At 71.5% G+C, this 22,589-nt stretch carries 22 protein-coding genes and 1 other RNA gene; 14 read left to right on the top strand and 9 right to left on the bottom strand.

Translation table 11 applies throughout. The features are described from left to right. Window positions 1-87: 87 nt before the first annotated feature. Window positions 88-1,245, top strand: coding sequence for a nicotinate phosphoribosyltransferase (locus DJ70_RS15945; protein ID WP_094534725.1), 1,158 nt, complete (start codon window positions 88-90; stop codon window positions 1,243-1,245). A gap of 55 nt (window positions 1,246-1,300) precedes the next feature. On the opposite strand, the gene DJ70_RS15940 is transcribed toward DJ70_RS15945, so the two are convergent. From DJ70_RS15940 to DJ70_RS15930, 3 genes are all read right to left on the bottom strand, one after another. After that, entirely contained in the window at window positions 1,301-1,903 is a 603-nt protein-coding gene (locus DJ70_RS15940) for a TIGR00296 family protein (protein ID WP_094534723.1), read from the bottom strand. A gap of 166 nt (window positions 1,904-2,069) precedes the next feature. Continuing rightward, an RNA gene (rnpB, locus tag DJ70_RS15935) (RNase P RNA component) lies at window positions 2,070-2,382 on the bottom strand. A 60-nt stretch (window positions 2,383-2,442) separates the two neighbouring features. Next, window positions 2,443-3,513, bottom strand: coding sequence for a radical SAM protein (locus DJ70_RS15930; protein WP_094534721.1), 1,071 nt, complete (start codon window positions 3,511-3,513; stop codon window positions 2,443-2,445). Between the two features lie 119 nt (window positions 3,514-3,632). On the opposite strand from DJ70_RS15930, the gene DJ70_RS15925 reads away from it, so the two are divergent. Beyond that, complete coding sequence (locus tag DJ70_RS15925; protein ID WP_094534719.1) at window positions 3,633-3,944, top strand: Htur_1727 family rSAM-partnered candidate RiPP; 312 nt, start codon at window positions 3,633-3,635, stop codon at window positions 3,942-3,944. Then, window positions 3,941-5,164, top strand: a complete 1,224-nt coding sequence (locus DJ70_RS15920; protein WP_094534718.1) for a TIGR04347 family pseudo-SAM/SPASM protein — start codon at window positions 3,941-3,943, stop codon at window positions 5,162-5,164. Before DJ70_RS15925 ends, DJ70_RS15920 begins: the two co-directional genes overlap by 4 nt. A 31-nt stretch (window positions 5,165-5,195) precedes the next feature. On the opposite strand, the gene DJ70_RS15915 is transcribed toward DJ70_RS15920, so the two are convergent. From DJ70_RS15915 to DJ70_RS15900, 4 genes are all read right to left on the bottom strand, one after another. Next, on the bottom strand, window positions 5,196-6,179 hold the full coding sequence (locus tag DJ70_RS15915; RefSeq protein WP_218827821.1) for a CPBP family intramembrane glutamic endopeptidase: 984 nt from the start codon (window positions 6,177-6,179) through the stop codon (window positions 5,196-5,198). 82 nt (window positions 6,180-6,261) lie between these two features. Beyond that, window positions 6,262-6,807, bottom strand: a complete 546-nt coding sequence (locus DJ70_RS15910; RefSeq protein ID WP_094534716.1) for an NUDIX hydrolase — start codon at window positions 6,805-6,807, stop codon at window positions 6,262-6,264. A 72-nt stretch (window positions 6,808-6,879) separates the two neighbouring features. Beyond that, entirely contained in the window at window positions 6,880-7,353 is a 474-nt protein-coding gene (locus DJ70_RS15905) for a hypothetical protein (protein WP_094534714.1), read from the bottom strand. Window positions 7,354-7,413: 60 nt separating this feature from the next. Beyond that, window positions 7,414-8,964, bottom strand: coding sequence for a DNA polymerase Y family protein (locus DJ70_RS15900; protein WP_094534712.1), 1,551 nt, complete (start codon window positions 8,962-8,964; stop codon window positions 7,414-7,416). A gap of 196 nt (window positions 8,965-9,160) precedes the next feature. Here DJ70_RS15900 and DJ70_RS15895 point away from each other — a divergent pair, with 196 nt between their 5' ends. The 6 genes from DJ70_RS15895 (at window position 9,161) to DJ70_RS15870 (ending at window position 14,887) form a co-directional block, all read left to right on the top strand. Beyond that, window positions 9,161-10,954: a hybrid sensor histidine kinase/response regulator gene (locus tag DJ70_RS15895; protein ID WP_094534710.1), complete on the top strand. Its 1,794-nt coding sequence runs from the start codon at window positions 9,161-9,163 to the stop codon at window positions 10,952-10,954. Between the two features lie 128 nt (window positions 10,955-11,082). Beyond that, a complete protein-coding gene (locus DJ70_RS15890; protein WP_094534708.1) occupies window positions 11,083-12,399 on the top strand; it encodes an MFS transporter in 1,317 nt (438 codons plus the stop codon). A 40-nt stretch (window positions 12,400-12,439) separates the two neighbouring features. After that, on the top strand, window positions 12,440-12,718 hold the full coding sequence (locus DJ70_RS15885; protein WP_094534706.1) for a zinc ribbon domain-containing protein: 279 nt from the start codon (window positions 12,440-12,442) through the stop codon (window positions 12,716-12,718). Between the two features lie 101 nt (window positions 12,719-12,819). Then, window positions 12,820-13,491 carry a phosphate ABC transporter permease gene (locus tag DJ70_RS15880; protein ID WP_094534704.1) on the top strand — a complete coding sequence of 224 codons (672 nt, stop codon included), beginning with the start codon at window positions 12,820-12,822 and terminating at the stop codon, window positions 13,489-13,491. Then, complete coding sequence (locus DJ70_RS15875) at window positions 13,488-14,480, top strand: NAD-dependent epimerase/dehydratase family protein (RefSeq protein WP_245810877.1); 993 nt, start codon at window positions 13,488-13,490, stop codon at window positions 14,478-14,480. Before DJ70_RS15880 ends, DJ70_RS15875 begins: the two co-directional genes overlap by 4 nt. 65 nt (window positions 14,481-14,545) lie before the next feature. Then, window positions 14,546-14,887 carry a hypothetical protein gene (locus tag DJ70_RS15870; RefSeq protein ID WP_143421060.1) on the top strand — a complete coding sequence of 114 codons (342 nt, stop codon included), beginning with the start codon at window positions 14,546-14,548 and terminating at the stop codon, window positions 14,885-14,887. Between the two features lie 357 nt (window positions 14,888-15,244). Here DJ70_RS15870 and DJ70_RS15865 read toward each other — a convergent pair whose 3' ends face one another. Both DJ70_RS15865 and DJ70_RS15860 read right to left on the bottom strand, forming a co-directional pair. Continuing rightward, a complete protein-coding gene (locus tag DJ70_RS15865; protein ID WP_094534700.1) occupies window positions 15,245-16,168 on the bottom strand; it encodes a class 1 fructose-bisphosphatase in 924 nt (307 codons plus the stop codon). Next, window positions 16,168-16,971, bottom strand: a complete 804-nt coding sequence (locus DJ70_RS15860; RefSeq protein WP_094534698.1) for a class I fructose-bisphosphate aldolase — start codon at window positions 16,969-16,971, stop codon at window positions 16,168-16,170. The genes DJ70_RS15865 and DJ70_RS15860 overlap by 1 nt, the downstream gene beginning before the upstream one ends. Window positions 16,972-17,256: 285 nt before the next feature. Here DJ70_RS15860 and DJ70_RS15855 point away from each other — a divergent pair, with 285 nt between their 5' ends. From DJ70_RS15855 to DJ70_RS15835, 5 genes are all read left to right on the top strand, one after another. Further along, a complete protein-coding gene (locus tag DJ70_RS15855; RefSeq protein ID WP_094534772.1) occupies window positions 17,257-18,195 on the top strand; it encodes a UbiA family prenyltransferase in 939 nt (312 codons plus the stop codon). Between the two features lie 132 nt (window positions 18,196-18,327). Further along, the gene (locus tag DJ70_RS15850; protein ID WP_094534696.1) at window positions 18,328-20,007 is read left to right on the top strand and encodes a histidine kinase N-terminal 7TM domain-containing protein; all 1,680 of its coding nucleotides are present in this window, start codon (window positions 18,328-18,330) and stop codon (window positions 20,005-20,007) included. Window positions 20,008-20,031: 24 nt separating this feature from the next. Then, window positions 20,032-20,889, top strand: coding sequence for a 3-hydroxyacyl-CoA dehydrogenase family protein (locus DJ70_RS15845; protein ID WP_094534694.1), 858 nt, complete (start codon window positions 20,032-20,034; stop codon window positions 20,887-20,889). Between the two features lie 44 nt (window positions 20,890-20,933). Then, window positions 20,934-21,761: a molybdopterin synthase gene (locus DJ70_RS15840; protein WP_094534692.1), complete on the top strand. Its 828-nt coding sequence runs from the start codon at window positions 20,934-20,936 to the stop codon at window positions 21,759-21,761. Window positions 21,762-22,174: 413 nt separating this feature from the next. Further along, window positions 22,175-22,435, top strand: a complete 261-nt coding sequence (locus tag DJ70_RS15835; RefSeq protein WP_094534690.1) for a DUF7123 family protein — start codon at window positions 22,175-22,177, stop codon at window positions 22,433-22,435. The last annotated feature ends 154 nt before the right edge of the window (window positions 22,436-22,589 follow it).

The following is a 22,589-nucleotide window of genomic DNA, read 5'->3' as shown; positions in this document are numbered from 1 at the left end:
GCCGCGGGGAGCGGTCGCCCGCGACGCCGGAACGCCCGCGGCGGCGACACGGATGACTTTTCGTCCCCGCCGGTCGAACGTCCGACCATGACGGAGTTCGACATCGTCGACGCCGAGGCGGTTCGGAGCGGCCGGGCCACCGACGCCTACTTCGACCGCACGGCGACCGCCCTTGAGGGCGCGGGGCGGAACCCCCGCGTCGTCGCCGAGGTGACCGCGGACCAGTTCCCGACGGGCGAGTTCGAGCTGTTCGCCGGGCTGAAGGACGCGGTCGCGCTGCTGTCCGGTCGCGACGTCGACGTCCACGCGATCCCGGAGGGGCGGCTGTTCGACGGCGGCCCGGTGATGCGGATCGAGGGCGAGTACCTGACGTTCGCGCGGCTGGAGACGTCGCTTTTAGGCTTCCTCTCGCACGCCTCCGCGATCGCGACCGCCGCGCTCGACTGCCGCGTCGCCGCGCCGGACGCGTCGGTGCTCTCCTTCGGCGCGCGCCACGTCCACCCCGCGATGACGGCCGCGGTCGAGCGCTCGGCGCTGGTCGGGGGGCTCGACGGCTTCTCGCACGTCGCCGCCGGTGACCTGATCGGCCGGGAGGCGTCGGGGACGATGCCGCACGCGCTGTCGATCTGTTTCGGCCGCGGCGAGCAGGAGGCGGCCTGGCGCGCCTTCGACGACGCGGTCGACGAGTCGGTCCCGCGGATCGCGCTCTGTGACACCTACTCCGACGAGGTCGACGAGGTCCTGCGAGCGGTCGACGCGCTCGGCGACCGCCTCGACGGGGTCCGCCTCGACACCACCGGCTCCCGTCGGGGCGACTTCAGACACATCGTACGGGAGGTGAACTGGGAGCTCGACGCCCGCGGCCACAGCGACGTCGACGTCTACGTCTCGGGCGGGCTCGGGCCGGCGGACCTCCGGCGGCTCCGCGACGTCGTCGACGGCTTCGGTGTCGGCGGCTACGTCTCCAACGCCGACCCCGTCGACTTCGCGCTCGACCTCGTCGCGGTGGCGGGCGAGCCCGCCGCCAAACGCGGGAAGCTCTCGGGCGCGAAGGCCGTCTACCGCACCGCGGCGGGCGACCACGCGGTCGGGCTCGCAGGGCGGGAGGGACCGGCGGACGCGGAGTCGCTCATGGAGCCCGTGATCCGCGACGGGGAGGTCGTCGCCGGCGACGCGGTCGACCTCGAGGCGGCGACGGAGCGGGCGCTCGCCGACGCGGAGCGCGTCGGCTACGGGTCGGAGTAAGGGGAACGCGGCGGTCGGCTCCGGTGGGGGTGGTACGTTCGTCGGGTGCTCGGGGTTACAGCTCCTCGACCGCGCCGCCGTCGGGGCGCTCGCGGAACACCTGGCCCTCGATGAGCGTCACCATGGTGTCGTCGTCCTGCCAAGCGGTCGGCGAGAGCTTCGCCTTGCGGCAGGCCCGCGAGAGGAACTCGGCGCCGGACCAGCCGTTCTCGACGGGGACGGTCGGGTAGAGCCAGCCGTGGGCGTTGCCGCCGTCGACGGCGACGCCGTGGGTGCCGATCTCCAGGTCCTCGAGCGGGTCGTTCGTGAGGACGGTGTTCGAGACGACACAGACCGAGACGGTGATGTTCTCGAGCTCCTTCGGCTCGACCTCCGAGCCGCAGGAGTCGCCGGAGGCGGCCTTGATCGCGGCCTCGACGATGGCGTGGCCGAGCTGGTCCGACCCGTCCCACGCGCCGGCACACCCACGCAGCCGGCCGCGCCCGCGGGTCGACTCCAGTCGAACGAACGCCCCGGTCCGCGCGTAGAACGCCTCGCGCATGCTTCCGGGCTGTTCGCGTTGTCCGTGTCGGACGAACGACTCGACCGCCTCGCGTGCGAGTTCGACCGCTCGTGCCCCGTCGTCGTACGACAGCCGAACGGTCTGTGCCTCGGACATACACAGTGGTAGCGGTGCTGACGACTTGAACGCTTCCCTTGATGGTGAACGTTCGTGATCGACCGAGATCGGCCGTATAGAGCCCCGAAAACGCCGAAGAATCCGGTTCGCCGTCTCGCGAAGCGTGATTTCTTTACTGCCGGTCGCGCCGCTCGGCGTGCGAGCGGACTGAGGGGAGTAAGCCCCCTTCGGTTCGTCCCGACATTCGGCTGAGCGTCCGTGCCGTGGCCGGACTACCTGGTGGCACGGACTTGCACCGGCGAGGATTCGCCGTTCCATCCGTTCCCGCCCGTCGGCCCTCCTCGGGTTAACTCCCTTCCCTTACGGGTCGGTTCGCGCGAATCACGGGTCGGGGCGGGGGGTGTCGTTGCTGTTCCAGAGCCAGCCGTCTCCGACTCCGGGCGTGTGCCCGGTCGCCCGTCCGGCCGGTGGGGGGACTTTCCTCATGCCGGAGGCACGGGAGTCGGGCTCCCTCTGTCCGACCGGAGGTACCCCGGCGCGAGGAATAAGCGGTTCGGTCGGGACGGCGCTCGCTCCGATCACGCCCGGCCCGAGCGGTCGACGCCCTCCGGGAGCGGCCCGTCGTACCCCTCGGGGACGTGCGGACAGAGCGGGTCGCTCGCGAGCGGGTCGCCGGTGTGCGCGTACGCCCGCGACCGGCTCCCGCCGCAGACGCGTTTGAACCCGCAGGCCCCGCACTTCCCCGTCAGGTCCTCCGGCTCGCGGAGCCGCTCGAAGAGGTCGGCGTTCCGGTAGACGTCGACCACGGACGACTCGCGGACGTTCCCCGCCGACTCCGGGAGAAAGCCGGAGGGGTACACCTCGCCGACGTGGCTCACGAACGCGAACCCCCGGCCGGCCGTGATCCCGCCGCGGCGCGCCGGGTCCGCCCGGTCGCGCTGGATCCCGACCCGCCGGTAGAACGGTGCCTCGGTGGTCTTCACGCCGAACGGCTCCGCCGCGTCGACGTCGTGGAGCCACTCCATCACGGCCTCCGCGCGCGCCGGGGAGACGGGGTCGAGGACCCGCCCGCGCCCGACGGGAACGAGGAAGAAGACGGACCAGAGTACGGCCTCCAGCTCGCGGACGCGGTCGCGGATCGCCGGGAGCTCCTCCACCGTCTCGGCACAGACCGTCGTGTTGATCTGGAGGGGGACGCCGGCCTCGCGGGCCGCCTCCGCGGCCGCGAGGGTGTCCGCGAAGCTCGCCTCGCCGCGGAACGCGTCGTGGCTCTCGGCGCTCGCGCCGTCGAGGCTGAGCGCCATCCGGCACATCCCGGCGTCCGCCAGCTCGCGGACCCGGTCGGGCGCGAGCGACCGGGTGCCGCTCGGCGTGACCGTCATCCGGTTGCCGAGGTCGGTCCCGTACCGGACCAGCTCCGGGAGGTCCTCGCGGGCGAGCGGGTCGCCGCCGGAGAGCACGACCAGCTGGCCGTCGCCGAACTCGGCGGCCTCCCGGAGCAGTCGCTTCCCCTCCTCCGTGGTGAGTTCGTCCGGGTGACGGGCCGGCTTCGCGTCCGCTCGACAGTGCCGACAGGCGAGCTCGCACGCCTGCGTGACCTCCCAGACGAGCACGAGCGGGCGTCGATCGGCGTCGAAGTCGTCGAACATGTCTCCTCCGGAGGTACGGGTTCCGCCCCGTTCAGCGATCCAGCGAACGTGTTCGCGGGCGTTCCCAGGGTCCGGGAGCGCGCTCGGACCGATATGTCACTCACGCCGGTATGGCCCGTATGGTCGAGAACGCGCAGCGCAACCTCGACGAGACGCCCCGTCGTACCCAGGAGCGACGGTGGGAGGTGTTCGTTCGCGAGTCCGAATCGGATCCGATGCGGCGGGTCGGGACCGTCGCCGCCCCCTCCGCCGAGATCGCCCACGAGGAGGCGAGCCGGCTGTTCGCGCGGGCCGCCCGCGACGTCTGGCTCTGTCCGGCCGACGAGACGCGGCGGTTCTCGACGTACTCGCTCGCGGAGTCGGCCGACGGGGCGGCGTCCGCGGACGCCGGGAGAGACGTCCCGAACGGCCGGGACGGAGGGGATCGATGATCTCGATAAGCAAGCTGCTCTGCGGGCTCGACGCCGAGAGCGACGGGCTCCGGTACGACGCCGCGGACCGCTCGGCCGAGCCGCAGATCACGGAGCGGAAGCAGCGCCGGCCGGTCGTCGTCTGGAACGCGACGAAGCGGTGTAACCTCCACTGTGACCACTGCTACGCCGGCTCGGACGCCGACTGCGCGCCCGGCGAGCTCACCACCGCGGAGGCGAAGGGGCTCCTCGACGGGCTCGCCGACTACGGCGTCCCGGTCGTGCTCTTCTCGGGCGGCGAGCCGCTGCTCCGTGAGGACCTTCCGGAGCTCGTCGCGTACGCGGCGGATCGCGGGATCCGCCCGGTGCTCTCGACGAACGGGACGCTCCTGACGCGGGAGGCCGCCGCCGAGCTGAAGGCGGCCGGCCTGAAGTACGCCGGCGTCTCGGTCGACGGGCTCGCCGAGCGCAACGACGCCTTTCGGGGCCGGGAGGGCGCGTTCGACGCGGCGGTCCGCGGCATCGAGGCGTGTCTCGACGTCGGGTTGAAGACCGGGCTCCGGTACACGATCACCGAGGCGAACGCGCCCGACCTGGAGGGCGTGGTCGACCTGCTGGCCGACGTCGGCGTCGACCGGTTCTGCTTCTACCACCTGGATTACGGGGGCCGCGGGGCCGACATCGCCGACGCCGACCTCCCGCCGGAGCGGAAACGCGAGGCGGTCCGGACGCTCTGTGACCTGACCCGCGAGTACCACGCCCGCGGCGAGGAGATCGAGACGCTGCTCGTGGGCAACTACGCCGACGCCGGCTACCTCGTCGAGTACGCCCGCCGGGAGCTGGGGGCGGATCACGCCGAGCGCATCCGGGCGTACCTCGAGCGCAACGGCGGCGACCCGGCCGGCGAGCGCGTCGCCGACGTCGACCCCGTCGGCAACGTCCACCTCACGCAGTTCTGGCAGGGCCACGCGCTCGGCAACGTCCGCGACCGCCCCTTCGCCGCGATCTGGGAGGACGAGGCGGATCCCCTGTTGTCGGCCCTGCGCGACCGCGACGGGCGGCTCGGCGGGCGATGTGCGGAGTGCCGGTACCGTTCGATCTGTCGCGGCGGCTCGCGGCTCCGGGCGCTGCGAACGACGGGCGACCTCTTCGCGCCCGATCCGCAGTGTTACCTCCGCGAGGAGGAGATCGCGCCGGACGCCGCGACCCCGGCGGGTCGGGCCGGCGACGCGGCCGACTGAGGCGGGTCCGATCCGCCGGGCGGGTCCGCGATCACGCCGGAAGCAGCGGGAGCAGGGCCGCCCCCGTCTCGGCGAGGGTCGATCCGCCCTCCGCCATTCCCTCGAGCTCGTCGCCGTACGTGACGGTGACGTACAACAGGGTGAAGATCACCGCGTTGTGGAGGGAGTGGAGCAGCGCCGGAACGACCAGGTTCCCCGTGTACTCGTACACCGCGCCGAAGACCAGGCTCGGGAAGAAGAGGATCGCGACGGTGGTGAGCCGGCCCGACACCCCGCCGGTCAGCGCCATCACGTGGATGAACGCGAAGATCCCGGAGGCGATCGCGATGGCGGGCGCGGCCGGCAGCGACTCCCGGAGCCGTCCCTGGACGACCCCGCGGTAGAGGATCTCCTCGCAGGGACCGACGACGAGGAACATGGCGACGACGAACAGCGGGATGATCGTCGGGTTCGCCATCGCGACCTCGGCGCTCTGGTTCGACGCCGTCTCCGCGCCGAGCAGCTGGACGACCGAGGAGACGACGAGCAGCGTGATCACGATCACGACCCAGCCGCCGACGACGAGCCCGACCTCCGTCAGACTCGGCCGCCGTACCCCGAGGTACGAGACGATCCCCGTCCGGTCGAACCCCCGCCACGCGAGGTAGCCGACCGCGAGCCCGCCGAACGCGACGTACTGGCCGACGATCAGCGTGAGTATTACGGAGACCGCGAGCGGCAGCCCGCCGACCGCGGCGTCGACGAGGAAGATCCCCTGCCCGCCGAGGACGGCCAACACCGGGCCGAGCACCCCGAGCCCGACCGCGGCCGCGATCGCCGTCGGGATCGAGTCGCGGCGGGATCCGTCCCTCGGGGCGGGGTCGTCGGCCGTCACGGGATCGTCGGCCGTCGCGGGATCGTCGATCGACGCGGAGTCGGTAGCCGCCGCGGGATCGTCGGCCGTCACGGGGTCGTCGCCGCCGGCCGGGTCCGCGGTCGTCGCGGGATCGACCGGGTCGTCGGAGGGATCCGTCATCGTCTCCCGTTGGTGCCCGCCGGGCAAAGGACTTGTCCGTCGGTCGCGAGCCGTCCCCGACCGGGCGGCGAACGGACCGCCGTCACCGGTACAACAGCTCGTACCACGTCACGGCGGTCACGGCCCGGCCGTCGCGGAGGTCGTCGTCGACGACGCTCGCGAGCAGGTCGTCGTACGGCACCGTCTCCACCGTGATCGACTCGTCGCGGTCGAGGTCGCGGTCGGCGGTCGGCTCACAGCCGGTCGCGAGGAAGTGGTGGTGGACCGCGTTCGTCACGCCGTTCGCCGGCTCGACGGTCGTGAGGTGCTCGAAGGCCGCGGCCTCGTGGCCGGTCTCCTCGGCGAGCTCGCGGGCGGCCGCCCGCTCCAGGTCGTCGCGGTCCTCGGGCTCGACCGTGCCGGCCGGGATCCCCCGGTTGGTCCGGCCGACGGCCTGCCGCCACTCATCGATGACGACGACGTCGCCGTCGGACGTCAGCGGCAACACGACCACCGCCGGCGGCTCGTCGACGTAGTGGTACTCCCCCTCGCCGTCGTCGGGGAACCGCACCTCGTCCCGGCGCACGTCGAACCCCGGACAGCGGTAGTCGATCTCGGTGTCGGTCGTCTCCCACGCGAGGTCGCTCATACCACCGACTCGGCGCTCCGCGAGGTAAAGCCTCGGCATCGGGGCGGCGGCTCACGCGGGCGGGCGCCGCCCTCACTCGCTGTCCGCCGTCGATCGCCGGTCCCGGACCGCCGCGACCACGCGCGCGGCGACCGTCCCGCCGATCCACGCGAGCGTCCCCAACACGAACGCCTGGACGCCGAGGAAGACGAGCCCGTCGACGCCGAGCAGGGCGGCCATCCGGTCGAGGACCGGCCGTCCGGGGAGTCCGAGCAGGTAGTGGTCGGCGCCGTAGCCGAACAGGGCCGCGTACACGGTGACCCACGCGACCGCCAGCCCCTCGCCGCGACACGCGAGGACGCCCGCGACGAGGACGCCCGCGACCGCCGCGTCCCGCGGGAGGAACACGACGCCGCCGACCTCGAAGACCCCGACCGCGTAGCCGGCGAGGACGCCGAGGAAGCAGAGCAGCGGAGCGGCGAGTCGGACCGATCGGCCCCGATCCCCCCGATCCGAGCCGAGGAGGACCGCGCGGAGGGACGGGGCCACGTCGAGGAGCGAGGCCATACCCGTGTTCCCTCGCGGCCGTGCCCCTAAATCTACTCCACCGCCCCTGCCCGTCCCGCCTCACGACCAGTCCCCGAGCGACGCCTGCCCGTCGTCGGTCCGCCGCTCGGGCGCGTCGTCGGTCCCGGAGACCGCCTCGCCCTCCGAGACCGTGTCGGACTCGTCGGAGTCCCCGTGGCCGGTCTCGCCGTCGTCGGCCGATCCCCCGCCGATCCAGTCGGTGATCGTCGCGCCGGTTCCTTCGCGACCGTCTCGGCCGGCGGGTCCCCCGCGGTCGAGGTCGTCCCCGCGGTCGCGGCCGGTCCCCTCGAACCCGCCGAGCGTCGCCTGGTCGCCCTCCGAGAAGTCAAGGTTCGACACGCGCACGCCGAGCTTGCGGACCTCGTCGTCGGCGAACTCGGAGAGCAGCTCCAGCGCCACCTCCTCGACCAGGTCGGGGTCGTCGACGGGACCTGGGAGGCTCCGGGCGCGGGTGTTGACGTCGAACGGCGGCAGGACCGCCTTGATCCCGATCGTGCGGTACAGACAGCCCCGTTCGCGGGCGCGCCGGGCCACGTCGGCCGCGAGCGCGGCGACGGTCTCGCGTTTGCGCTCCTCGTCGGTCGTCCGCGGCAGCGACGACTCCCGCGAGAGGCTCTTCGGCAGCCCCCGCGGAGTCACCTCGCGGTCGTCCTTCCCGCGGGCGCGCCGGACCAGCGCCCGGCCGCGGTCGCCGAACGCCTCGGCCAGCGTCTCCGGGTCGGCGTCGGCCACGTCGCCCGCGGTCTCGATCCCGCGTTCCGCGAGGGCGCGCTCGGTCACGGGGCCGACGCCGTGGAGCGCGGCCGTCGGCAGCGGCGCGAGGAACGTCGCGACGGAGCCGGGCGGCACGACGACGAGCCCGTCCGGCTTGTCCGCGTCGCTCGCGACCTTCGCCGCCGACATGTTCGGCGCGACGCCGACGCTCGCGGGCACGCCCGCCTCCCGCTCGATGCGCTGCTTGACGTGTCTCGCGTACCCCTCCGCGAGCGTCCGGACCTCGCTCGGCCCCGCGGCGGCGCTCGGTTCCGGGTCGTCGCCGCCGACGGCGTCCCAGGCGGTGCGGTCGGTGACGTCGAGGTAGGCCTCGTCGACGCTCACCTCCCGGAGCACGTCGGCGCAGTCCCGAAGGACCGCCTTCACCTCCTCCGCGACCTCCTCGTAGAACGCCATGTCGACGGGGAGGTACCGCCCGGTCTCGTCGGGGTCGGGCGCGTCCGGGTCCGCGGGATCGGCGTCGGCGCGCCGGGGCAGCCGGTCGAGGGCCTCGGAGATCGGCGTCGCGCTCTCGACGCCGAACGCGCGCGCCTCGTAGCTCGCGGTCGCGACCGCCCCGACCGTCTCGCCCGGCTCGTACCCCATCCCCACCACGACGGGCTCGCCGCGGAGGTCGGGGTCGCGCAGGCGCTCACAGGAGGCGTAGAAACAGTCCATGTCGACGTGGCAGACGACGCGGTCGGGCTCGTCGGCGTCGTCACCCACGTCGGATCCGGGGAGCGTCCCGCCGTCCGTCGCCGGCCGGGCGGCGTCGGCCTCCCCTGGACCGTCGTCGACCGCTCCCGAGGCGACGCTCCGCGAGTCGACACCCTCCATCGTCCCTGGGTCGGCTCCGCGTCGACTTAAGCGCCCGCCACGCGCGGCGGAACTGAACCGCGCCGATCCGGACGGCCACCGGGTTCATCCCGTTCGTGACCGCGTTCGTCTCGTTCGCGACCGCGTCCGCCCCGTTCGGGTCCGGTCGTGAGACGCGAGGCGATACGCGTTTATCTCCGGCTCCGTTTGATCGTCCATGACGGAACGGATCGACGTGTTACACGTCGACGACGACCCCTCGGTGCTCGACCTCGCCGAGGCGTATCTCGACCGCGAGCTGGCGGCGGTGTCGGTGACGAGCGTGACGGATCCGGAGACCGGGCTCGAGCGGCTCGAGGCCGCGTCGTTCGACTGCGTGATCAGCGACTACGACATGCCCGAGATGGACGGGCTGGCGTTCTTCGAGGCGCTGCGGGTGGACCACCCGCACGTCCCGTTCGTGTTGTACACGGGGAAGGGATCCGAGGAGATCGCGAGCCGCGCGCTCAACGCGGGCGTCACGGGCTACTTCCAGAAGGGCGGCCCCGAACAGCTCCAGCGGCTCGCGAACCGGGTCGAGCAGGCGGTCGAGGAACACCGCACGAGGGAGATCGCGGACCGGTACTCGACGGTCATCGACGCGCTCGGCTACCCCGTGTACGTCGTCGACGAGACGGGGACGTTCACCTTCGTCAACGAGCCGTTCGCCGAGCTGACCGGGTACGACCGCGAGGAGATCGTCGGCAACACGCCCGACCTGATCAAGGACGCGGAGGCGGTCGCGGAGGCCGAGGACCGGCTCGGGACGATCCTCTCGCGCGACGGCCCGGACGTCCAGCGGTTCCGCGTCGACATCGACCCCAAGGAGGGCGACCCGATCCCGTGTCGCGACCACATGGCCGTCCTCCCCTACGAGGGCGAGCGGTTCGACGGCAGCGTCGGCATCCTCCGGGACGTCTCGGTGGAGGCGGCCCGACGGGAGGAGCTGGAGACGAAACGGCGGGCGCTCGACGAGGCGCCAGTCGGGATCACCATCACCGACCCGAGCCTGTCGGACAACCCGATGGTGTACGTCAACGACGAGTTCGTCGAGATGACCGGCTACGACCGCGAGGACGCGGTCGGGATCAACTGTCGGTTCCTCCAGGGCCCGGACACGGACGAGGCGGCGGTCGCCGAACTCCGGGACGCGATTGACGCCGAGGAGCCCGCGAGCGTCGAGCTGTTGAACTACCGGAAGGACGGCACCCCGTTCTGGAACCGCGTCAGCGTCGCGCCGATCCGCGAACACGACGAGGACCGCGTCACGGGGTGGGTCGGCTTCCAGGAGGACATCACGGCGTTCAAGGACCGCGAGACGGCGCTCCGCCGGCAGAACGAGCGGCTCGACGAGTTCGCCGGGATCGTCAGCCACGACCTCCGGAACCCGCTCAACGTCGCGCTCGGCCGCGTGGAGATGGCCCGCGAGGAGACCGGGAACGAACACCTCGCCGCCGCGGCCGACGCGCTCGACCGGATCGAGTCGATCGTCGACCACACGCTGACGCTGGCCCGCGAGGGCGAGACCGTCGGCGACCCGGAGCCGGTCGACCTCGCGGAGCTGGTCGACGACAGCTGGGGAACCGTCGACACCGAGGGAGCCGACCTCGAGATCGACCTCGACGGGCGCGTCCTCGCCGACCCGGACCGGCTCAGGAACCTGTTCGAGAACCTCTTCAGGAACTCGATCGAACACGGGTCGGTCGACGACGACGTCACGATCCGCGTCGGCGACCTCGAGGACGGCTTCTACGTCGCCGACGACGGCCCCGGAATCCCCGAGGGGATCCGCGACGACCTGTTCGAGCCCGGCCAGAGCGGATCCGAGGGCAACACCGGGTTCGGATTGGCCATCGTCAAGGAGATCGTCACCGCACACGGGTGGGAGATCGCGGCGGTCGAGCCCGAGTCGGACGGCGCTCGCTTCGAGATCCGCGGTACCGACCGACCCGTGCGACCGCTCGTCGAGTAGGCGGTCGCCGAGTACGGCCGCTCGTCGGGTAGACGGTCGGCGAACGGCCGTGGCCGCGAACGGCGAGAAACCGGATCGCCTCCCGCCGTCCGCAAGGGCCTTGACGACCGGGATTCAAGCCGAACCGAATGGGGTCGCTCTCGGAGATACTCGAGACCGATCGCCGCGTGATCGTCCTCGCGCTCGCACGGATGGTCGGCGCGGTCGGCAACTCGTTTCTCATCGTCGTCCTCCCGCTGTACGTCGCGAGCGACCTGATCGACATCGACGCGCTCGTCGGCGCGAGCGTCGGGGTCGGCGCCGCGAGCGTGACGCTCACCGAGCCGCTGCTCATCGGGTTCGTCCTCTCGCTTTTCGGTTTCCTCAACAGCTTCTCGCAGCCGTTCACCGGGCGGCTCTCCGACCGACTGGCCACCCGACGGCCGTTCGTGCTCGCCGGGATCCTGCTTCTGGGGACCGCGAGCGCGCTCTACACGCTCGCGGACGCCTACTGGATCCTCGTCGTCCTCCGGGCGATCCAGGGGTTCGGGGCGGCGCTGACGATCCCGGCGACGGTCGCGCTCGTCAACGAGTACGCGGGCAGCGCGAACCAGCGCGGCGGGAACTTCGGGGTCTTCAACACCTTCCGGCTGATCGGGTTCGGCTTCGGCCCCGTCCTCGCGGGGATCGTCGTCGACAACGGCCCCTACGACCTGACCGCGGTCGGGCTGCCGGTCGTGAACGGCTTCGACGCGGCGTTCGCGGCCGCCTGTCTCGGCGCGTACGTCAGCTTCGCGTTGGTCTACCTCCTCGTTCACGACGCGGCCGACGCGGCCGCCGCGGGCGACGACGTCTCGATCCGGGTCCGCGGCGAGGACCGCCTGCTCGACCCCGTCTTCGTGCTCGGGATCGCGACGGTCGCGATGGGGCTGTGTATCGCGTTGTACGCGACGCTCCAGAACCAGGTGAACCTCCGGCTGGACCAGCCGCCCGTCTGGTTCGGCGTCCAGTTCGCGGCGGTCACCATCGCGAACGTGGCCCTCCAGGTCCCCGTCGGACGCGCGAGCGACCGGGTCGGCCGCCGACCGTTCCTCGTGGCGGGGTTCCTCCTGCTCGCGCCCACGACGCTGTTACAGGGGATCGTCCTCTCGCCCGTCGTGATGACGCTCGTCCGGCTGGGTCAGGGCGTCGCCGTCGCGTTCGTCTTCGCGCCGTCGCTCGCGCTCGCCGGCGACCTCGCGCGCGAGGGCGAGTCGGGGACGACGCTGTCGGTGCTCACCATGGGGTTCGGCTTCGGCGTCGCGCTCGGCCCGCTGGCGTCCGGCTGGCTCGTCGGCTTCGGCTTCGTCGTCCCCTTCGCCGTCGGCGGGATCCTCGCGCTCGTCGCGCTCGCGCTGGTGGTGACGCAGGTCGAGGAGACGCTCGAGACGGCCGACGCCGCGAGCGGGACGGCCGCGGACGACTGACCCCGGCCAGATATATGCCGCCGCCGCCCGAACGCCCGACGTGTCCCGCGATCGCGTCCGCTGCGTCGAGTGTCGCGAGCCCGTCCCCGGCGACGCCCGGATCTGTCCGCACTGCGAGGCGGTCCAACCCTCGCCGCTCGTCGACGCCGGGATCGTCGTCGCCGGGGTCTTCGCGTTCGTCTTCGGCGCGATCCTCGCGCTGATGACGATCGGAACCACCCGGCTCGTCGGCTTCCTGCTGCTCGTCGTCGGGTTCGGCCTCGCCGTCGGCGGCTACACGCGCCACCTCGACCGGCGGGCGACGCGTCGGGCGCGGTGAGCATCGGGGGGGACGACATCGAGGGGACGACGACCCGCGCACCCGGCCGCGGTCTCCCGACACGCCGACCCTTTAAGACGAACGGCGGCACACGTGCGTCCATGTTCACGCCACTCAACGCGGGAGTCGTCGTCGCGGGCCTCCTGCTCGCGTTCGTCGGCGCGGCGGTCTCCGTCTACGCCGTGTCGCTGACCGGCTTCCTGATCGGGGCGGGCGCGGGGTACCTCGCCGTCCCGAACCTCGCCGGACTGATCGCCGTCGACGGGCTGGTGCTCTCGGCCGCCGGCGTCCTGCTCGGCGGCGCGATCGGCGGCTTCCTCGCGTACGCCGGGCTCTCGTTCGCCGTCCTCGCGATCGGCGGGGTCGTCGGCGGCTTCGCGGGACGGTTCGCGGTCGGGCCGTTCTACGCGGCGGACGCGGCCGGGATCGAGGGGACCGCGCTGCTCGTCGGCGCGACGCTCGCGGGCGTCGCCGTCGGCGCGCTGTTCGGCTTCGTCCTCACGCGCACGACGCTCGTGGTCTCGACGGCGTTCATCGGCGCGGCGCTCGCGTCGCGCTCGCTGACGCCGGCGTCGTTCGCGACCGCCGCCGAGGAGCTGACCGTCGCGCCGCTGCTCTTCGACCCCACCGCGATCCCGTTCCTCGCGGTGTTCGTCCTCGGCGGGCTCTCGCAGCTCGGGCTGTTCAGGTTCGGCTACGTGACGAAGCTGGTCGGGATCCTCCCCGGCGCGCGCCGGTGGACGGCGGGCGACGACGAGGGGGCCTCCTCGTGAGCGACGGCTCGTCCGCGGGCGACGCCTCTCCCGTGAGCGACGATCCCCTCGAAACCGTCACGGTGCTTCTCACGGGGGCACACGGCACCGTCGGCACCGCGGTGACGGCGCACTCGGCGGCCGGCTACGTCCTCCACGACCGGGCGGAGCCGCCGGCGGAGCTCGGCGACGGCACGCCGCACCCGCACCGCGACCGCGAGACGGTCGTCCTCGACGTCGGCGGGGCGGACGCGCCCGCGTCGCTCGCGGCGGTCATGGACGATCGCGGGATCGACGCCGTCGTCCACCTCGCGGGCGAGCCGGCGGTCTCGACCCCGTACGAGGGCGTCGAGCGCAACAACGTCCGGGGGACGCGGAACGTCCTCGAGGCCGCCTCGCGGGCGGGCGTCGGGACGGTCGTCTTCGCCTCCTCGAACCACGCCGTCGGCATGTACGAGGAGCAGCACGCGCCGGCGCTGTACGACCCCGACTACGAGCTGACGGTCGATCACGAGAGCCCGCTGCGGCCCGACTCGGACTACGGCGCGTCGAAGGCGGCCGGCGAGGCGTGGTGCCGACTGTACGCCGAACGGGAGGGGATCGACTGCTACGCGCTCCGGATCGGCTCCGTGCGCGACCCGATCCACGACCACCCGTTCGGCGACGCGGAGCGGGCGGTCGCCCGCGGCGACTGCGAGCGCGGCGACGACGAGTATCGGGAGACCGTCGCGCGGATGCGGTGTACCTGGCTCTCGCGACGGGACTGCGCGGGGCTGGTGGACGCGTGTCTGCGGGACGGGCTCGATGCGGACGGCGATGGCGGGAGCGGCGCGGACGGCGGCCGGGGCGTGGACGACCTGAACCCGAACACCCTCGCCGGCGGGGCCTTCGAGGTGTTCTACGGGATCAGCGACAACCCGAACTCGTGGTTCGACATCGAACACGCCCGTGAGCGGGTGGGATACGAGCCGATGGATTCCGGGAATGGAATGTCCGAACCGCCGGAGTAGGTGGATGTAGGTCGGTGTAGAGGGGCGTTCGTACGCCGATTTTCGACTCTCTCGGTGACGCTCGTGTGAAACTGCCGTTCCGTTACGAACGCGTCCGCGTCAGGACGGGTGAGCTCCGAGAACGTCTCGGCTGGATTACTTTTTTCACCGGCGAACGTGACGGCGGTCACATGAGCACCGGCGTCGGACCCGCTCGGCATGTCCGAAACGGCATCCGGTACGCCGCGGTTGGAGTGGTGCTGCTGGCGGCGTGGAACTTCCTCGCGCCGCACGCGGGAGCGCCGTCGTGGGCACCGTATCTGGACGTATTGCCGGTGATCGCGGGTCGGACCGAAACGAGCGGGCTGGTCAACGCGACACACGTCGGCGTCCTCGCGGTCGCCGCCGTGGTAGTGATGAGGGTCTGATTCGATTCGATACGAAGCGACAACCGTGGTGAACACCGCCAAAGCCCCAGTCGCGAGGACTCGCGCGGCTCGCTGTCGTTCGAAAGGCGCAAAGCGCCTTTCGTGATGACGAAACGGCTCTGCCGTTTCGAACCACGCTCCTCGTCACTCGCTGCGCTCGTTTCTGCGGTGCTTGCGTCGCCGAGCTTCGTCCTCGCGACTGCCCCTTTGAGCCCCACCCGACTGCGCCGCACCGCACCTCACGCCTCCCCAGCCTCGCTGCTCACTGCGTTCGCAGCGTCCCTCGCGGGCTCCTCGCGGCCTCCGGGCGCTCACCGGCGCGCCACCGCTTAGGACACGAAAACGGACGGCCTCTCCCTACTCCTCGTCGAGTGCCGCTTCCAGCCGGTCGACCAGTTCCTCGTTGCCGACGTACAGCGGGACGCGGTCGTGGATCCCCTCGGGCTCGACGTCGAGGATCGATCCCGAGCCGTTCGAGGAGGCTCCGCCCATCGACTCGATGACGTGCGCGATCGGGTTCGCCTCGAAGGAGAGCCGGAGCTTCCCGTCGGGCGCGTCGACCAGCGCGGGGTACGCGAACACCCCGCCGTAGGTCACCACCTGGTTCACGTCGCCGACCATCGCGCCGCCGTACCGCAGTTTGAGCTCGTCCTCGACCTCGCGGGCGTACTCGCGGAACGCGTCGGGCCAGTCCGGCACCCGGCCGCCGAAGCCGTAGACGGTCGGCTCGTCGGGCAGCGCGAGGTCGTCGGCGACGACGGAGCGGGTGACGCCGGCGTCGTCGCCGTCGCCGAGGCCCTCACTTCCGTCCTCACGCTCGACGACCTCTTCCCGAACGCCCGACCCGTCGGCGACGACCATCGTCGTGATCGGCCCGTAGAGGACGTAGCCGGCGGCGACGAGATCCCGACCGGTGGCCGGAAGCGGCGCGTCGTATATCCCGACGACGGTCCCCATCGCGTTGTTCGACCGCAGGTTCGAGGAGCCGTCGAGGGGGTCGATCGCGACCGCGTACGCCCCCTCGCCGTCCTCGCCGACCGCGCCGCCCACGTCGATCGCCTCGGGGCGCTCCTCGCTGACGAAGGAGCCGACGCCCTCGACCGCGGAGAGCGCCTCCAAGAGCAGCTCGTCGGCGTACACGTCGCCCGCCAGTACCGTCTCGCCGGAGGGGTTCTCCGCCCCGCTCTCGACGCGCCGGCCGGGGAGGGCGTCGCGGATCGTCGGGGCCGTCGCCGCGACCGCGTCGAAGACGGCCTCGACGACCGGGTCGGGGTCGGCCATCAGTCGTCGCTCTCGGCGATGGCCAGCGCCTCGGCCGGGTCGACCTCCTGGAAGACCACGGCCTCGAGCGCGTCGAGGATGCGCTCGGGGTCGTCGCGCTGGAAGACGTTTCGGCCGACGGCGAGCCCGGTCGCGCCGGCGTCGATGGCGTCCGCGACGTTCCGGAGGAACGCCTTGTCGTCGCGCATCGTCCCGCCGGACATCACCACCTGCGTCGGGCCGGCCATCTCCACGGCGTCGCCCATCGCCTCGGCGGAGCCCGGATACTTCACCTTCACCAGGTCCGCGCCGAGCTCGAGCCCGAGCCGCGCCCCGTAGGCGATCACCTCGGGGCTCCCGTCGTTGCGCAGCCCCTGTCCGCGCGGGTACGACCACATGACGACGCCCATGTCGTGTTCGCGGGCCCCCTCCTGAGCCTCGCGGAACTCCTCGGCCATCTCGACCTCGTGGTTCGAGCCGCCGTAGACGGTGAAGCCGATCGCGTCGGCACCCAGCTCGGCGGCGTACTCGGCCGAGCAGTTGACCGCGCTGTCCGGCTCGCCCCGCCACAGGTTCGAGGTCCCGTTCAGCTTCAACAGCAGGTTCACCTCGTCGGCGTAGTCGGGATAGTACGCCTCGGCGACCCCCTTCTGGACGGCCAGCGCGGTCACCGCGCTGTGGGTCGCCAGATCGAACAGCCGCTCGGGGTCGGCCGTCGACGGGTTCGGCTCGAAGTCGACCGGCCCGTGTTCGAGCCCGTGGTCGTACGCGAGAATGAGCGACTTTCCGTCCCTGGAGATCTCGTCGGCGGCGTGTGGGAGCATCGGTGCGTAATTCCGGTTACGCTACCAAAAAGGGCTATGGTCGTTCGGCGGCCGCGCTCCGCCGGAACCGCCGTGTTCTCGGAGTATGTCCTCTCTACGCCGACAGGTTGAGAATAACTAACTATCGATATAGTAAACGAGATCCGCCGGGAGAGATCGGGCCGCTCTCCGGACCGATGGCCGAGTTCTCCGGCCGTCACGACCCCTGCTTTGAGGATCGGGCGGACCGAGGATCGACCGGGCGATCGCCGGCGGACGGACCGTCGGCCGGTCGCCGCCGAACCCATGGCTAGCAAAACGAACGAACCGGTATCCACGGACACGACCGTCCCGTGGCACGTCGACGTGCCCGAGTCGGTCGTCGACGTCGGATGCCGGATCAGAGACGTCCTGACGTACAGTTCGACGTACCTCGTCTTCATCGCGATGATCGAGGTCCTGACGGTCCATCTCGTGTTGTCGATACCGCCCAATCCCGCCCCGATCGTCGTCGGGTTGGTCACCTTCGCGGTGTACGCCGGCGACCGGATCGCGGACGCGGCCGACGACGAGGTGTCGAGTCCGGAGCGGAGCGCGTTCGTGACGCGCCACCGCACCCTGCTGTCGGTCCTCACGGCGGTCACGTACGGGCTCGCGATCGCCCTCGCGTTGACCGGCGGGCCGATCGCGCTCGCGATCACGCTGCTCCCCGGCGGCTTCTGGATCCTCTACGCCTCCGACTGGCTGCCGTCGCTCGGCTCCTACTTCAAGCGGCTGAAGCGGATCCTGATCGTGAACTCGACGATCGTCGCCTCGGCGTGGGCGATCGCGGTCGTCGGCCTCCCGCTCGCGTTCGCCGAGGCGTCCGTGACGCCGCTCGCGGCGGTGGTGTTCGTCTACTTCCTCGTCGACACGTTCGTCAACACGGAGATCCCGAACGTCCGGGATGTCGAGGCCGACGAGGCCGTCGGCGTCTCGACGCTCCCGGTCGTCTTCGGGGTCCGGCGAACGAGACATATCCTGTACGGGCTCGACCTGGCGCTCGTCGCCTTCGTCGCGGTCGCGCTCTCCCTCGGGATACTGCCGACCGCGGCCGCGGCGGCGATACTCGTCGGCCTCGGCTACGCGTTGGTCCTCGCGTGGTTCGTGGGCCGGAGCGCGGCGCCGGGCCGTCTCGCCATCGCCGGCGAGGCGAAACACCTCGTGGTGTTCGCGCTCCTCCTCGTGTTCACGACGGGGCTCTGATCGCGGTCGGAGCGACCGCGGCCCGTCCGTTTTTTTCGTTCCCCGTCCGCGTCGTCCGGCCGCCGTCCGCCACCCTTGTTTTCCCGATACCTCCCGGATAATTCATATGCCGGGGCGTCGTTACGCCCTCACGTGTTCTCTCCGACCTCGCTCGCGGTCCCCGTCCTGTTCGGCTCGGTCGCCATCGGGGCCAGCGCGGCGATCCTCGCGTGGCGGGCGCGCCCGAATCCGGGGGCGAAACCGCTCGTGTGGCTGCTGGTCGGGCAGTCGTGGTGGTCGACGTGTATCGTCTTCAGTCTCTCCGCGGGAACCGCGGCGGAGGCGACGTTCTGGACGAAAGTCGGCTGGGTCGGCGTCATGACGGTCCCCGTCGCGTGGATCCTGTTCTCCCTGGAGTACACGGGACGCGACGAGTACCTCACCCGTCGAAACGTCGCGCTGTTGGCGGTCGTTCCGGCGCTCACGGTCCTTCTCGCGTTGACGGAGAGCTACCACGGCCTCCTGTACGTGCGGGAGGTCGGCGTCACCGCCCAGGGGTCCGTGCTCGTCGAACAGGGGGGGATCTGGTACGTGGTCACCGCCGGCTACACCTACCTGCTCGCCGTGCTCGGGATCGTCCCGATACTGGGGCTCCTCTCGAGCGGGGCGACCGCGTTCCGGGGCCAGAGCGCGGCGCTGATCGTCGGGGTCGCCACGCCGTGGGCGACGAACGTCCTCTACAACCTGGGGGCGTTCCCGAACGTGGGCATCGACCCGACGCCGATCGCGTTCGCGATCTCCGGCGTCGCGTACCTGGGTGCCATCGACCGGTTCCGGATGTTCGGGGCCAATCCGGCCCCCGCGTGGCGCGCGAAGCAGTTCCTGTTCGACCACATCCACGAGGGCGTCGTCGTCGTCGACGGACACGACACGATCGTCGAGATGAACCGGGCGGCCGCCGAGACCCTCGACATCGACATGAGTCGGGCGCTCGGGGCGCAGGGAACCGACGTCCTCCCGCTGAACGAGCCGTTCCGAGCCGACGGCGGGCGCGAGCTCCTGACGGTCGGTACCGGGTCGACGTCACGGTCGTACGACGTGGCCGTCAGCGAGCTCACCGATCGACACGACGAGACGCTCGGATACGTGGTCACGCTCCACGACGTCACGCGATACCTCCAACAGCAGCAGCGACTGAAGGTGCTCAACCGCGTGTTGCGACACAACATCCGCACCGAGACCAACATCATCCAGGGGTACGCCGAACGCACCTCCGGAGAGACGGCCGAGACGATCACGAACCGCACGGCGCGCATCGTCGAGATCAGCGAGAAGGGGCGCGACGCGATCGACCTCTTCGAGGACACGGTGAACGACCGGGAGGGGACGTCGCTCGTCGGCCTGCTCGAGCGGAGCCTGGATGCCGCCCGCGACGCGTATCCGGAGGTCGAGTTCGTGCTCGAGCGTCCCGCCGCGGACGCCGCCGTCTCCGAGGGGCTCTCCGTCGTGGTGAACAACCTGATCGAGAACGCCGCGATACACAACGACGGGGAGGAGAGACGCGTCACCGTGACCGCCGCGGTCGACGACGAGCAGGCCCGGATCCGGGTCATCGACAACGGGCCGGGGATCGACGACTACGAGCTCGACGTCCTGAACTCGGGCACCGAGACCCCGCTCCGCCACGCGAGCGGCCTCGGGCTCTGGCTCGTGAAGTGGGGGACGGAGGTGATCGACGGCTCCGTGACCTTCGAGTCGAACGACCCCACGGGGACGGTCGTCACGACGACGGTTCCCGTCCGCCGGAGCGGGCTTTCCCACCACAATACTTAGCCCCGCGCCCGCGGCAGCGATCCCATGGACGAGCCAGCCGACGTGGAGAGGGTGGGCGTGGTCGGGGCGGGAACGATGGGCCACGGCATCGCACAGGTCGCCGCGACCGCCGGCTACGACGTGACCATGCGCGACGTCGAGCGCGAGTACGTCGACCGCGGCCTCGAGGGGATCGATTCGAGCCTCGAGCGGCTCGCGGCGAAGGGCGCGCTCGACGAGGAGCCGGCGACGATCCGCTCGCGGATCGCGGGCACCACCGACCTCGCCGACCTCGCTGACGCCGACCTCGTCGTCGAGGCGGTGATCGAGGACCTGGCGGTGAAACGGGACGTCTTCGCCGACCTCGACGGGATCGTCGACGGCGACGCCGTCCTCGCGACCAACACGTCGACGCTGTCGATCACGGAGATCGCGAGCGCGACCGGCCGGCCGGAGCGGGTCGTCGGCCTCCACTTCATGAACCCGGTTCCGGTGATGGACGGCGTCGAGGTCGTCGTGGGCGAGCGCACCGACGCCGCGGTCGTCGAGTTCGCCCACGGGTTCGCCGAGGAGGTGGGCAAGGAGACGTGGGAGTCCGACGACAAGCCGGGGTTCGTCACCAACCGGATCCTGATGCCGTGGATAAACGAGGGGATCCGGGCGTACGACGAGGGCGTGGCCACGCGGGAGGACGTCGACCGGGGCATGCGGCTCGGCACGAACGTCCCCATGGGTCCGCTCGAGCTCGCCGACCACATCGGGCTCGACGTGGTCCTCGACGCCAGCGAGACCCTCCACGAGGAGCTCGGCGACCGATACAAGCCAGCGTACCTCCTCAAGCGCAAGGTCGCCGCCGGCGACCTCGGCAAGAAGACCGGAGAGGGGTTCCACGTCTACGAGTGAGCCGAGCGGGAAACGCCTAAGCCGCTCGCCGCCCGCGTTCGGGCATGCACCCGATCTCGATACTCGGTCCCGGCGCGGAGGACCTCGCCGGGACGCTCGCGGAGCGGCTGGCGGGCCGGGTCGCGGTCGTTCGGCGGGAGGAGCACGCCGGCGACCCGGACGGGTCGGAGGCGTCCGGACCCGTCGACGGCACCCCCGCCGGCGACACGACCCTCGCGCTCGCTCCCGACGGGAGCTGGACCGGCCGGGGGAGCGTCGACGGCTTCGACGCGCTCCTCGACGACCTCGCGCCCGACCACGACTACCTCGTCGCGGTCGGCTACGACCGTCTCCGGGTCGCGACCGTGCTTCTCGGCCCCGACGCCGACCCGGACGGCACGCCCGGAGACGTGATCGCGAGCGGCGACCGCCCCGAGGACGTCGACGTCGACGACCTCCTCGCGGCGCTCGATCGGGCGGAGCCGTGGATCACCCGCGAGCTGCTCGTCGAGCGCGTCGAGCGGTCGGCCGACGCGGAGCGGTCGGGCGCGATCGCGACGTTCACCGGGCGGGTCCGCGCGCGGGACGCCCCCGACGACGACCGGACGACCCACCTCGCCTTCGAGAAGTACGCGGGCGTCGCCCGCGAGCGCATGGACGCGATAGCCGCGGAGCTGACCGACCGGGAGGGCGTCTTCGAGGTGGCCTTCCACCACCGGACTGGCGTGATCGAGGCCGGCGAGGACATCGTCTTCGTGGTCGTCCTCGCGGGCCACCGCGCGGAGGCGTTCCGGGCGGTCGAGGACGGGATCGACCGGCTCAAAGACGAGGTGCCGATCTTCAAGAAGGAGACCACCGAGTCCGAGGAGTTCTGGCTCCACCAGCGGCCGTGAACCACCCGGTCGAGCGCTCCCGAGCGGGTCGCCGTGACTCGCGGTCCGGAGCCGACCGGGGCGATCGGAGGCGATCCGGGACCGATCCGGGATCGATCCGCCCCCGAGCGACCCCGCACGCGGTCCGCGCTCGACCGCGATCGGACGGCCTGCTCGTCGTGATTTAGGTAAACGCGTCCGCCAAAAGTCGGGGTCGGCGTTCGCGTGCCCCTCCTCGGTGCCGATCCAACCGCGATCGGATCGAGCGGATCTAAAAAGCTTGTAAACTTTCTAAGCGCCTTTCGAACGGTTCTGAAACGACTTCGAGGACGTTTTACCGCTCGGTTGACGCCTGAAAGGAGCTGAAACCCCCTGAATGCCGACCAACGGTCTCCGCTTTATAACATCCCCCGTCGCCATGGAGTGGACGTACCATGAGCGCGACTGCGAACCCCTCCACGAACGCGAGCACGACCGACGACCTCTCCAAGGAGGAGCGGCTGAAGCGGTACCTGCTCGAACGCGCCGAAGACGGCGAGATGTACTTCAAAGGGAAGTTCATCTCGGACGACGTCGACCTCTCGCCGAAGGAGATCGGCGCGCTGATGGTGAAGCTCAGCGAGTCGGCCACCGAACTCACCGTCGAGAAGTGGTCGTACACGGGCGCGACGACCTGGCGCGTCGAGCCCGCCTGAGTCGGTCCCCGAACCGGACGCGCTCACGCGTCCCCGCCGGCGGCGCTCCCGCGAACGCGGATCGCTTCTATCGCCGAACCGTCCTCCCTTCCACCGCCCGCCCTCCAGCCCCCGCCGTCGGTCGCCGGCCGGTTCGTTCCGCGTCCGGTGACGC

Source organism: Halorubrum halodurans, assembly GCF_002252985.1.
GTDB lineage: Archaea > Halobacteriota > Halobacteria > Halobacteriales > Haloferacaceae > Halorubrum > Halorubrum halodurans.
The sequence above is the reverse complement of the archived record's forward strand: the minus strand, read 5'-3'. Positions and strand labels throughout refer to the sequence as shown.

Excerpts from the sequence above, each read along its gene's own strand:
- DJ70_RS15845 (WP_094534694.1), top strand. The coding sequence starts at position 20,032 with ATGGACGAGCCAGCCGACGTGGAGAGGGTGGGCGTGGTCGGGGCGGGA.
- DJ70_RS15940 (WP_094534723.1), bottom strand. The coding sequence starts at position 1,903 with ATGTCCGAGGCACAGACCGTTCGGCTGTCGTACGACGACGGGGCACGA.
- DJ70_RS15930 (WP_094534721.1), bottom strand. The coding sequence starts at position 3,513 with ATGTTCGACGACTTCGACGCCGATCGACGCCCGCTCGTGCTCGTCTGG.
- DJ70_RS15880 (WP_094534704.1), top strand. The coding sequence starts at position 12,820 with ATGTTCACGCCACTCAACGCGGGAGTCGTCGTCGCGGGCCTCCTGCTC.
- DJ70_RS15835 (WP_094534690.1), top strand. The coding sequence starts at position 22,175 with ATGAGCGCGACTGCGAACCCCTCCACGAACGCGAGCACGACCGACGAC.
- DJ70_RS15895 (WP_094534710.1), top strand. The coding sequence starts at position 9,161 with ATGACGGAACGGATCGACGTGTTACACGTCGACGACGACCCCTCGGTG.
- DJ70_RS15860 (WP_094534698.1), bottom strand. The coding sequence starts at position 16,971 with ATGCTCCCACACGCCGCCGACGAGATCTCCAGGGACGGAAAGTCGCTC.
- DJ70_RS15915 (WP_218827821.1), bottom strand. The coding sequence starts at position 6,179 with ATGACGGATCCCTCCGACGACCCGGTCGATCCCGCGACGACCGCGGAC.
- DJ70_RS15855 (WP_094534772.1), top strand. The coding sequence starts at position 17,257 with ATGGCTAGCAAAACGAACGAACCGGTATCCACGGACACGACCGTCCCG.
- DJ70_RS15905 (WP_094534714.1), bottom strand. The coding sequence starts at position 7,353 with ATGGCCTCGCTCCTCGACGTGGCCCCGTCCCTCCGCGCGGTCCTCCTC.
- DJ70_RS15865 (WP_094534700.1), bottom strand. The coding sequence starts at position 16,168 with ATGGCCGACCCCGACCCGGTCGTCGAGGCCGTCTTCGACGCGGTCGCG.
- DJ70_RS15910 (WP_094534716.1), bottom strand. The coding sequence starts at position 6,807 with ATGAGCGACCTCGCGTGGGAGACGACCGACACCGAGATCGACTACCGC.
- DJ70_RS15900 (WP_094534712.1), bottom strand. The coding sequence starts at position 8,964 with ATGGAGGGTGTCGACTCGCGGAGCGTCGCCTCGGGAGCGGTCGACGAC.
- DJ70_RS15890 (WP_094534708.1), top strand. The coding sequence starts at position 11,083 with ATGGGGTCGCTCTCGGAGATACTCGAGACCGATCGCCGCGTGATCGTC.
- DJ70_RS15840 (WP_094534692.1), top strand. The coding sequence starts at position 20,934 with ATGCACCCGATCTCGATACTCGGTCCCGGCGCGGAGGACCTCGCCGGG.
- DJ70_RS15925 (WP_094534719.1), top strand. The coding sequence starts at position 3,633 with ATGGTCGAGAACGCGCAGCGCAACCTCGACGAGACGCCCCGTCGTACC.
- DJ70_RS15945 (WP_094534725.1), top strand. The coding sequence starts at position 88 with ATGACGGAGTTCGACATCGTCGACGCCGAGGCGGTTCGGAGCGGCCGG.
- DJ70_RS15920 (WP_094534718.1), top strand. The coding sequence starts at position 3,941 with ATGATCTCGATAAGCAAGCTGCTCTGCGGGCTCGACGCCGAGAGCGAC.